Annotated in this window: 7 protein-coding genes and 1 pseudogene; 7 read left to right on the forward strand and 1 reads right to left on the reverse strand. The window is 55.7% G+C overall.

From position 1 onward, the window contains the following. Window positions 1–335 precede the first annotated feature (335 nt). The 6 genes and pseudogenes from ABF824_RS13405 to ABF824_RS13430 all read left to right on the forward strand — a co-directional run. The gene (locus ABF824_RS13405) at window positions 336–1340 is read left to right on the forward strand and encodes a helix-turn-helix transcriptional regulator (protein WP_415489510.1); all 1005 of its coding nucleotides are present in this window, start codon (window positions 336–338) and stop codon (window positions 1338–1340) included. Between the two features lie 148 nt (window positions 1341–1488). After that, window positions 1489–2472 carry a hypothetical protein gene (locus ABF824_RS13410; RefSeq protein ID WP_415489511.1) on the forward strand — a complete coding sequence of 328 codons (984 nt, stop codon included), beginning with the start codon at window positions 1489–1491 and terminating at the stop codon, window positions 2470–2472. A 47-nt stretch (window positions 2473–2519) separates the two neighbouring features. After that, the gene (locus ABF824_RS13415) at window positions 2520–5075 is read left to right on the forward strand and encodes a PD-(D/E)XK nuclease family protein (RefSeq protein WP_415489512.1); all 2556 of its coding nucleotides are present in this window, start codon (window positions 2520–2522) and stop codon (window positions 5073–5075) included. A gap of 2 nt (window positions 5076–5077) precedes the next feature. Further along, a complete protein-coding gene (locus ABF824_RS13420; protein WP_415489513.1) occupies window positions 5078–8287 on the forward strand; it encodes a UvrD-helicase domain-containing protein in 3210 nt (1069 codons plus the stop codon). Between the two features lie 8 nt (window positions 8288–8295). Then, complete coding sequence (locus tag ABF824_RS13425; protein WP_415489514.1) at window positions 8296–8706, forward strand: hypothetical protein; 411 nt, start codon at window positions 8296–8298, stop codon at window positions 8704–8706. 82 nt (window positions 8707–8788) lie between these two features. Further along, window positions 8789–9316 (forward strand): annotated as a pseudogene (locus tag ABF824_RS13430) (transposase); the annotation flags it as partial. A gap of 40 nt (window positions 9317–9356) precedes the next feature. Here ABF824_RS13430 and ABF824_RS13435 read toward each other — a convergent pair. Then, on the reverse strand, window positions 9357–10178 hold the full coding sequence (locus tag ABF824_RS13435; RefSeq protein WP_415489515.1) for an AraC family transcriptional regulator: 822 nt from the start codon (window positions 10176–10178) through the stop codon (window positions 9357–9359). A gap of 72 nt (window positions 10179–10250) precedes the next feature. Between ABF824_RS13435 and ABF824_RS13440 the strand changes: the two genes are divergently transcribed. Beyond that, the gene (locus ABF824_RS13440) at window positions 10251–11411 is read left to right on the forward strand and encodes a CynX/NimT family MFS transporter (RefSeq protein ID WP_415489516.1); all 1161 of its coding nucleotides are present in this window, start codon (window positions 10251–10253) and stop codon (window positions 11409–11411) included. The last annotated feature ends 193 nt before the right edge of the window (window positions 11412–11604 follow it).

Genomic DNA, 11604 nt, shown 5'->3' on the forward strand with positions numbered 1-11604 from the left:
ATTTTATGTAAATAAAACTAATCCGCACAATAAATGAGATAAGAGAGCACATTTCCGTAAGCAACGAGATGATGATTATCATCGTATGTCTTTCCATCATGATAATATCCCACGGTATGGTAATTACTGTCTCGGGCAATGAAATGGTTTCCATTCTGTTCAATTATGCCCAGAAAATGATAGTTTTCATCACGTATTTCGTGGCGCATCTTTATTCCTTCGTGTGTGTTCTTACGAAACGCATGTCACAGTGCCGTGAATGTGTCTCCGTTTATCGGTTTGCAATAAATAGGATCTATCTTCGACAGAAACGGTCGTAGCCGGAGTCTATTGCCATGCGTCATGAGAAAGCTGTGGGTCTTATACGCCTTGCGCGTCAGATGGCCGGAAGCGCAGAAGGGCTTTCTCTTAATGATATGGCCCGGATAATGAGGGTCAGTCGCCGTACTGCCGACCGACTGCGTGTTGCGCTCGCGGAACTGTTCCCGCAAATGGAGGAAATCACAGACGGTCGTTCCATAAGGTTCCGCATTTCCGGAGGACTTGACGGGTTTCTGCAGACCCCCACAGTGGATGAACTGGCAGAACTCCATACTGCGGTGACAACTCTTGCGAACCGGGGCAGCAATGTTCGTGCCGATCTTCTGGCCAGTTTGCAGGATAAGGTCAGGGCAGCCCTGCGCCCGTCCATGCGTGCCCGTATGGCGCCGGACCTCAGCGCTCTGACATTTGCTGAGGGTCACGCGTTTCAGGCGGGGCCCAGACCGATAACTGACCCGATATTGCTGGAAACCATTCGTATGGCGCTGAAGGCAGCATGCACAGTGCGTTTTTTCTACGCAAACGCGAGGGGCAGGATCAGGACCGTCACGCCGTGGGGCCTTTTATATGACAGCGCCTGTTATCTGGTCGGACCCGAGATGGGAAAGACGGAACCGGCGTTGTGGCGGCTGGATCGTATGCAGGCCATCGAAATATCTGACAATCATGCGCATCCTGCTCCTGAATGCTGGAACATAGAGGATTTCATCAGTCAGTCTTTCGGAGTCTACCACGAGCCGCCCCGTGATATCGTGCTGTGTTTTTCTTCCACATCAGCACCTCAGGCAGCACATTACATATTCCATCCGACACAGACACATGAGGTTCTGTCTGATGGAAGCCTGGTGGTGCGCTTCCAGGCAGGTGGTCTCCGTGAAATAGCTTATCACCTGTTTACGTGGGGAACAGCGGTGCAGATTCTTTCTCCTGCCGAGTTGCGCACGGAATTGCATGAGTTGCTACGCTCTGCAGCAGACCATCATGAACGTTCCCCGGAAATGATGTCTGCCTTCCGATGACGACCGTATCTGGCGTTGTTCGCTGATATTTCTACATGATTTGGCAATAATATCTTGATAAATATGGGATAAAACTTAGGTTATTTGCCTCTAACACAAAAAAACAAGTGTTTTCTGTAGGTATTATAACGCTTAAGGAGGGATGTAGTTGAATATCGATAAGGAAAAGGGACTGCAGGCGTTCACGGAGGCAAAAAAACTCGCTGAATCCTGGCTTACGGACGATATATTGAAAGCAGGCACAGGCGAAACGCGTGAAGAATTCGTGGAACGACAGGTGACGACGGGTCCACCGTTGGAGAATGATAATATTTTTCGTCTGTACTGCATAAATTCACAGAACAGGGGCGGTGCGAGAAATCTTCTTGATGACTCCAACTGGACTGTTCTCGGCAAGTCAGTTCTAGGCGATTATAATTATACCTATGTTTCTGGAAAATATCCCTGCACTGATACGGGGTTCGTCAGCCTCTGTGCCGATGTTCTGAATGCACATAAGAACGGGCTGGAGATTATTAAGGGTGATACCCGGAATCACATTCAGGCGCTGGAGGAGCCACTACGTAATAAAACCAAGGCATGGGTAAAAATCCTGACCACAATTCAGGAAGGTGCTACATTATTTAGCGCAATCGAGAAAAAACACCCGGGTACTGCACTAAAGGAGGCCCTATTCAGGCCGGTTCCAGAAGACACTCCGGTCGACAGGGTTGCGATAGAGAACATTAAACTGGCTGTAAATGCGGTCAGAGTGAAGTATGTCGGAGACGCGCTCGCTCTTAATTTCCTGAAAGATCTCGGGAACAGACATTTTTTTAAACCTGATGTTCATACCTGCGAAGTCGTCGGATACGCTTTTACTGAAGCGGGGCATCCCATTCCCGACAATCAACCATTTGAAGCAATAGAAAAAGTTCTGCCTTTCTCGCATGCAACAGGCATCCCTCTGGCAGAAATCGACCGTATTATGTGGCTGTCCGGATCGGGAACTTTCCAGGCTCCGAAAGTTTCCGGCGGCCCGTGGATTGAACACGCCACCCTGCCAAAAGGCACAGCAGGCAAAGAAATAAGGCAGAAGCGGAAGCATGAAATGGCCAAACTGTTTCGTCAGGCGGTGACAAGCTTCGACTGATCGACTGTTTGTTTGCTCAGGGCATAATATTCTTCGACGGGGTGCCGATGTTTTTTTCCTTCCAGGTTGCCGCCCCATATTCTGGTCTGCAATATCGCCTGAACGATGTGCGTCTGGCAGAGCTTTCTCTTGCACCCATACCCCCAGAATGGAATCCGGGGAGCGTCATTATGGAGACACCTGACCCGACTTGGGCAAACAGTCTTGTCAACGCCCCCGCCGAAACCGTTGTGGCGGTATCCACAGCACTGAATGATCTGATCGTGGCGACGTCTGATCTGAAGTTGCCACAGATTAATGAGTTGGATGAAAGTCGTGCGAAACGGCATCTTGCCGCACTGACAGGCCTGTGGCGCCGGATGGGAGACGCATTGCCGGACGGTCTGGCGGTTGTGCGGCATGTGCTGGAACTGCCATTCGGAGAGTTCCTCGCTCCACTACCTGTCGTTGAAGGATCGCTCGATCCGTTGGCGCCTCGTGTCATGATGGCCCTGTATGACAGGTTGCGCACCGAATTCGGAGAAGTTTCTCCGTCGAAGCGAAGGGAAGCGGCGCCCGCAGGCAGCAGGCTCCGCGCCCTTCAGAACGGGTTATCCTCTCCGGACCTGCGGTCAGCTCCTGCTGACGATACTCTGTCTGTTTATGGATTGCGCGATCCTGCTGCGTGTGCAGACTTTGCCGCCGCCCGTGCCAGAACGCTTATTGAGGCAGGGTGCCCTGCACGGGAAATTGCAGTGATGGTGGATGGTGATCCACGTCAGGTAGCCCGGGCATTCAGGGAGCAGGGTGTTCCGATTTCAGGTCTGCCCGAATGTCTGCCCGAACGCGATGTCCCGGGTGAGATGGTTCTGCATCTCCTTCTGGCAAAACGGTCGCCTACACCAGCAATGGTGCTGGCTGCATTGGCGCTATCTCCCCTGATGCCCTGGAGTGCGCAGACAGGGCGCGAACTGGCAGAAAAACTGATCCAGGGAGATTTTCGTAGTCAGCTTCTGGAAGCCGACCCTGATCATGTGGCTCTCTGGAATGATATCCGCGCTTCGGCTGGCAGTCGTGCGCAGCTTCGTTTCCTGTTGGAACGGATCTGCGACCGTCTGCCACAAGGCAAGATCATACGTGCACGTCTTGCTCCACTGCAGCACCTGCTCACAGGAGATGGTGCTCCGGACTGGGAAGTCATTCTGCGCAGCGTGCAAATTGCATCTCCCGAAGCTGGTGCGTCTTCATACAATCTGGAGGGAGTCAGCCTTTGGTCGCCTCGGGAAAGCCCCTGGCGTCCCTGTCGTCATCTGATCATCGCCGACTTTACCGAAGGACTTTATCCTGTCCGGCCACGCGCTAATCCCATGTTTCTTGACAGTGAGATCATTCGTATCCGCGAGAAGACCGGCTTGAGGATGCGCAACCGAGCCGAAAGTCTCTCTCACAGCCTTGATCTTTTCACGGAACAGCTTCAGGCCTCAAACGGTAGTGTAACTTTCCTTGTCCCTTATCGCGATCTGGCGGGTGTACGACATGCGCCTTCAGCAGGACTTTCGCTTGTCGCCCGTGCGGTTGAGGGCGTTGCAGACGCGGCAGATCTCATCATCGATCTTTCGCGTGTCGCACCGCAGGACTGGCCGGTGATATTTCACGAGATTCCTTCCGTCCCGGATCTGCGGGTCCTACCTGATGCGCTGGATTTCAGCGGATATGATCTGCTGGCACTCAGACGCGACGATGATGGTGCGGCTAAACCGCAATCCCCGAGCCGGTTGGAAACGCTGATTGTCAGTCCGCTTGCCTGGCTTCTCAATGAACTCGGAGCGACGGATTTGTCCTGGTCGGCCGATACACTGGATGTGCTGACCATGGGTAATATCGCCCATGATGTGTTCGAGCATGTGTTTCTGCCCAATGTGGCCCCCCCCGAGGATGAGGCGCTGGCTGCAGCTGTAGCTGATGCCTACGAACGCGCCCTGACACGTCACGCCTCATATCTTCGCAGTGCATCATGGGAGATGGAGCGTCGTGGTCTCGAACGCGACATTCTGTCAGCTGCACGTCGCTGGTGCGATCATCTGCATGCTCTGGGTGCGAAAATCATCGGCAATGAACTCTGGCTTGAGGGAGAGGCCCACGGCGTCCGCCTGCACGGCAAGGCTGATGTCATCCTTGAATTGCCCGACGGCACACTGCTGGTAGTCGACCACAAGAAGAGCGGTACACGCCGTCGCCGCAACCGGATGAATGCAGGCTGGGACCTGCAGACCGGTTTGTACCGGGACATGATAGCGCGGCCGGTTCGTCGGGAAGGGGACAGTATGGAATTGCTGACTGGCCGTCCGGTCGGAATCGCATACCACCTGATGAACGATGGCGGCCTGTTGAGCAGCGGTGTTGCAATGGTCAAGGGGACGCCGGCCCAGGATATGGGCGACGAGGTCAATGTGGCGGCAGTTGCCCAGTTGACCACACGGCTGGCGGAACTTGGAGTGGGCCGGATTGTGCTGAATACCACTGATGATTTCTCTTTCTTCGAGAAAAAAGGCGGGTTCACACCCTATGCGCTGGCTGATGGTAGCCCGTTGGTTCATGCTTTCATGCGCGAGGTAGAGCAATGAGGATGTCGCAGGATCATGGGCTGGTGATCGTTCCTGCGGGTGCGGGGGCGGGCAAGACGCACCGGATAATGAGTCAACTCTCAGACTGGGTCCGACGCAGGCTTGTGCGTCCCGACCGCATCCTCGCTGTGACATACAGCGAGGTGGCGGCCAGTGAACTGCGCGAACGTATTCGGGCAGGTCTTTTGGCAGAAGGACTGATCAGTGAAGCTTTGGCAGTCGAACGTGCCTATGTCTCGACGATCCATGGGCTGGGCCTCCGGCTGCTGACCGAGCATGCGCTGGCTGCCGGCGCTTCGCCACAGCCGCGCCATTTGGGCGATGCGGAACGAGACCTTCTGATCCGTCAGACTCTTGCTCGCACCGAGGCGCTCAATCCGATCAAGGCTGAACCGGAACGTTTTGGATATCGCGTCAGTTGGCAGAAAGGGGAAACAATCGAAGACGCCTTACGCACCAAGGTTCTGGCAATGATTGAGCTTCTGCGTGGCCTTGGCGACACGGGGTGCGCCCCGAGCTTGATCGAGCCGGCTTTGACGCGTCTGGACAGGATTTATGGTGCGGTGTTGGATAATCCCACCGCCGCGTACGACTGCCTGATTGCCGCAATCGAAACCATACTGGAGGACTTTCCTGAGGGTGGCATGGCTAGTGTTACCGCCACGGGACCGCTCAAGACACTAGAAGAAAATCATACTCTGTTTCTCAAGGTTAGGCACAATCCGGAATTGCTCAGGCATGACTGGGGTATCTGGGAAAAACTACGTAAACTTTTCACGTCAAATATCCGCACCAAGACGCCGGCCGGCTATGATGATCGGGCGGCAGCAATCATGGAGGCAGCGGATGTCCTGCCGATGCATCCCGGTCCGCTTGCAGATGCAAAATTGCATCTTAGTTGTCTGGTTACTTGTGCGCAGGAGGTGGCGCAGGTCTACGATGCTTGCAAGCGCAAGCTTGGCCTAATTGATTTCGCCGACATGATTATCGGCGCCGAGCGTCTTCTGCGTACCGACGCGGATGTCCGAAAAGCCGTCCTGGATGAGATCGACTGCGTCATCATCGACGAATTTCAGGACACAAATCCCGTGCAGTTCGCCCTGTTGTGGCAACTGGGGGCTCATGCGTCACGCACACTTCTGGTGGGTGACGTGAAACAATCTATCATGGGGTTTCAAGGGGCGGACCCACGACTGTTACAGGCACTGGTTACCGCACATGTCGATTTTACACAGCCTTTGACTCATAACTGGCGCTCGACACCAGAGGTCATGCAATTCGTGAATGCCGTAGGAACCGGCCTGTTTGGCGCGGACTACAATCCGTTGTCCGCGACCCGCGATCCGGTGGCGGGACCAGCGGTGGAACTGCTGAGTATTACCAAAGGCAGACGAGTGCGGAACGCCTCGACGCCGCAAGAGCATGTGGCCGAGCGCATAGCGCGCATCCTGACCGATCAGGAAAAGGTTATTGACCGTCGTACCAGTCAGGCACGTGTAGTGCGTCCTTCCGACATCGCGCTTCTGGTCCGTAGTCACGCCACAGCTGCCCGCTATGCTGAGGAATTGCGTTCACGCGACGTTCCTGTTCGCATTGCAGAAAATGGATGGTCCGCAAGTCCTGCGATACAGACCGCTCGCGCCGCGCTTCTATATGCTGCGAATCCGGAGGATATCCACGCAGCACTTCTGCTGCGGACACTTGGTCCTGATCCTATCCCTCTGGAGACAGCACTTACGCAGCAGATCGATGGCCTGTTTGTAAATGATGCTGTGTTGAAGCGTCTGGCAGCGCTTGCAGACCAGTTGAGGGTATTACCGGTTTCGGCGGCGTTAGATCTGGTTCTGGAAAGCGCAGGCATCAGACGCTGGGCCCAGAGCCTGTCGGGGGCCTCTCAAGCCCGCGCGGATCTGCTGCGACTGGAAGCCGAGGCCGAAGAGTTTGAAGCCGCACATCGCGATCTCAAGGCGGCTTCGGGTTTTCACGGAGAAACAATAAAGGTTTTCCTTGGCTGGTTGGACTCCCGTGCGAGTGAACGTGATTTCGATCGTCGTCCGGATCCGGCCGCTGATAACGCCGAAGCGGTAGAGATTGTTACTTGGCATGCTTCGAAGGGGCGGGAATGGCCGATTACGGTGGTCGCTGAATTCGACGGCGACATCAAGGAGCGGGCCGGCACGACCATAGCCCGGTTCGATGCACTTGATCGGATTGATGACATGGCTTCGGTGCTGGCTTCGGCTCGGCTGATTCATACGCCATCTTTTGCCGCCTCCGAGGCACAAAAGCGTTTCATTGAGGACAGACGTCCAGACTTTGAAACCAATGCTCGCTGTCTTCTTTATGTCGCGCTGACGCGGGCGCGTGACCGGCTTGTGCTGGAATGGCCCGATTTTCTGAAGGCTCGCGAAGACACTGCTCATGAAGCAAGCTGCCTTTTCCACGTTTTCGAGGATGCCTGCTCACCCGTGATCGGTCCAGACACTCTGCGGATCGGCGGAACTGATTGCCCTGCCGTCATCACGTCCGTACCGAATTACGCGCCGTTGACGAAATATGATGGTGCTCAGGACATGCGTATGGTCCGCTTCGGTGCGGCCATCGCCCTGCCGGCCACGCCGCTCACACCTTGGCGACTCCAGCCATCACAGACCCCAAGCATCAGTAATATTCCGGCGAGCCGAAGCATTCCTCTCGGCACACCTTGGCCACGTGCAGTGAATGACGCCGCACGTGGCACGGCATTGCATCTGGCGCTGCGGACCTATCTGACGCACCCTGACTTGGCGGAAAGGTTGCCCGCCTCCACCGGCCTTGACGTCGAGACGCTCGCCTTGGTGGCGAATCGCGCGGAAGAACTGAAAACCTGGCTGGCCGAGCAGGGCTACACGGATCTACGCTGTGAAATTCCGGTTTTGGGCTATTCACCGGAAGGTGCCGAAATCCCCGGTATCATCGACCTTCTGGCCATCGGCTCCGAAGGCTGCCTCGTGATTGATCACAAGAGCGGCGGCACGGGCGAAGGGCTCGGCCCATATTGGCCACAGCTCTCCGCCTATGCACGGCTGGTTCCAGCCTTTTTGCGAGAACGGCCCCTGCAAGGGGTGGCGGTTTTCTGGATCGACCATGGCAGGCTGGAGCTGGTGGAGCAATCCGCACTGCTGCTAGCCAGATGCGACGGTGGCGAACTCTGTGAGAAAAAACGATTTTAGGAGATATCATGAATAGTCTTGAATCACATTTCGTTTGCGGAACTTGGTTCAAGTCCGCAACCCTAAGATACGCCCGTGGGACTATGCGAACCTTCTACGAGGTTATTGCATATTATCATGCCATGTTTCTCGACTGGTGGTTCGTAGACATGCGCCAGTTGCGCTGCGGTCGTCGGGAGTTGGATGAAGACAGGGGACATCCATTCCTGTTCCTGGACTTTCAGGCGACGACCATAAAAATATCCAAGTCTGACCACGCACTATACGACCAGGCACCTTATTGTCCGTCTGGCGTGCTTATTGGTCCCGATACAATGCCCGCCATTCGTGATCGCAATAGATCATATATGCATCTGCCGGAAAGACTTCAGTTGCGTAACCCCCGCTCCGGGTTCCTGCCCGGTGATTACCCAAGATAAGAAAATATCATCAACGTACTGACGCTTTAGCAGCCTGTCGGGCTGGGTTACCCTCGGAAGTGCCGCGGCTGTAGGTGATGAGATTAGCGGCTTCATCCCGTTTGACCGATCCCAGCCGTATCTTCTGCCGCCTGATCTAAAGTCGTGGCTTCCTGCTGACTATATGGCGCATTTCATTGTCGCCGCTGTTGAGTGGGTTCCGATGACCGCGTTCTGCTTGCCGGTGCGCACGGGTGGCAAGGCGGAGTATCATGCGCGTCTAATACTGACCCTTCTGATCTTTGGTTACGCGAACGGGATTTTTCTCCTCACGGTGGATCAAGCGGACGACATATCGTGACATCGGGGGCACTTCGTGGCGGCGAACCAGAATCCGGATCACGACACGATTGCTGCCTTTAGCAGAACGAACCGGAAGGCTATTGAAGCGGCATTTACGCAGGTCCTGCGTGAACAGTTGGCTGTGGATATCACGAAACTGATGAAACAGGCGGAGCACGCGGACGCCAACGATAGTGATCTGAAGGCATTGCCGGAAGAACTTGCACGCTGGGAAACGCTGAAAGCGAAATTGGATGAAACCTGTGCCCGTTTGGAAGCCACGCGAAGGCGCGGGCAAGTGGCTGCGACGAAAAACGAAACTATCGTTCTTAAATAATCCGGCAATCAGACCACTTAAACTGGTCACGAAATCGGTTAGGCGGACTGCCGAGGGCCTTGCGGAATGCAAACGCAAACGCGGATGCCGTGGAATAACCAAGAGTATGCGCGACCTCTCCAACCGGCAGGCCTGATGCCAGCATGCCAACGGCGGCCTGCATCTGCACCTGCCGACGATAGTGACTGAAGCTCATGCCGGTTTCGACTTCAAACAACCTGGCCAACGTCCGACTGCTGGCCCCAGCCACATCCTGCCATTCGGACAGTGACCTGCCATCCGCCGGAAAGGCCATCAGCGCATCCGTGACACGCCGCAGCCGTGTATCCGAAGGACGCGGTACACCCAGAGGTTCGGAGTGTGCCAATGCGATCTGGTCCAGCAGCACCGCCACCATGCGCGACGCCGGTGAAGGAACGGGATAATCTGCCGGACATCTGGCAACCGCATCAATCAGTTCCTGCAACAGCGTTGTAAGGGCGATGATGCGACAGGATGGCAGAAAATCACGGCACATCTGCGGCGCAATCAGCACGGCACGCAGCCTGCTTTCCTTGGGGCTATGAACGGCATGCACCACACCCGGTGGCAGCAGGAGTGCCCGCCCGGGCGGTACCAGCCACTGATTCTCTTCGGTCGTGACGCGGATCACGCCATGCGTGGTCGCCAGAAGCTGTCCAAGATCAGGGTGGCAATGAGGTTCGACATCCGCAGCTTCCACATGATGCTCTGCATGCACGCGCACTGGACGTAACTTTGTAGGAGGCGTGCGATCAGCAAGACTGCTGGCCTGCAGGGATCGATATTGCTTCATCTGGCATATTTTCGACAGTTTATGGCATCCTGTCGAGCGCTGGATAAAAAATCAGTCTGTATAGCAGAGAGTATGACACGTTCCGCGAAAACGCTTCTGCCCTGGCTGATGATCTTCGGTGCTGGTGTCTGCCTGCGGACCGGAATTGCATCCCTTTCTCCCATCCTCGACCGGATCGAACGAACTCTTGCCATCTCCAACGCCGAACTGGGCTTGCTGACCACACTTCCAGTCCTGTGCATGGGCGGCCTCTCCCCGCTCGGACATAGGCTGGAACGGCGACTTGGCCTGAAACGCTCCATGATAATGGCATTGGCCCTTCTGACGATCGTCCTGCTGCTCCGCCTCGACGGTGGCAGCTATGAAGTGCTGCTTTTCACGGCCGTCGGGGTAGGCGTGGCCGACGCGATCATCCGGCCACTGCTGTCGGGTTTCATCAAGGGTGAGTTTGCCTCTCGCGCGCCTGCGGCCATGAGCGTCTATGCGGCCAGCATGGGCGTAGGTTCAGCCGTGGCCGCATTCGGAACGCCCCGCATCAGTGATGTCACCGGGAGCTGGCCGCTGGGGCTGGCTTTCTGGGCGCTTCCCACGGCACTTGCCGGGTTTTGCTGGATACTATGGCGTGAGGATATTGCTGCGCCTGCGTGCTCCGCGTCACAGCCCTCTCTCACGATCAGCCGGAACGGCATTCTTGGACTGACGCTGTTCTTCGGTCTTCAGGCTGGGATCAATTACGTCGCAATAGCGTGGCTGCCGTCCCTGTATGGTGCCCTGGGCTATTCTGACCATACTGCAGGGCTTCTTGTCGCCATCATGATGCTGTTCCAGACGAGCATCAGTTTTTGCATGCATGTCATCATGCGCGCTCTAAAACTTACAACCATCAAGGCAGCCCTGATTTTTTCCGGCCTCGCCATTCTGGGTACTCTCAGCCTGCTGCTCGCAAAGCCGCTGCCATGGCTGGCACCTTTGATGATCGGGATTGCGACGGGAGGCCTGTTCCCGATAGCGCTCCTCCAGCCTCTGGATTTCGCGCACGGCAGATCAGAGGCGACACGCCTGGCCGGGCTAACCCAGACGGGCGGTTATCTGCTTGGCGGTATCCTGCCGTGGATTACAGGTTTGCTGATCGATCAGCTCGGCGTTGCCCCGGCACTCCTGACGTTGCTGGTTGGTAGTGCCAGCCTGCTTGCCGTGGTGACGGTGGCGATCCAGCGCATTTATCAAAAGTGATATGCTCGCCACGAACGTCTGCTTTCCGGTCCATTCTGGAATGATTTAAATGTCCCAAATGAGGGCGTAAGCGGAGCCGTTCAAGTTTCCATAAAGCGGACGGTCGGCAATAGTGCTCGTTATCCGCCGATGTCCTCCTCCAGACTTCTGATTGCTGCATGTGCAGCTGATCAGGAGAAAGTATCATGGAAAA

The sequence above is a fragment of the Acetobacter sp. genome (genome assembly GCF_047721705.1).
In the GTDB taxonomy this organism is placed as follows: Bacteria; Pseudomonadota; Alphaproteobacteria; order Acetobacterales; family Acetobacteraceae; genus Acetobacter.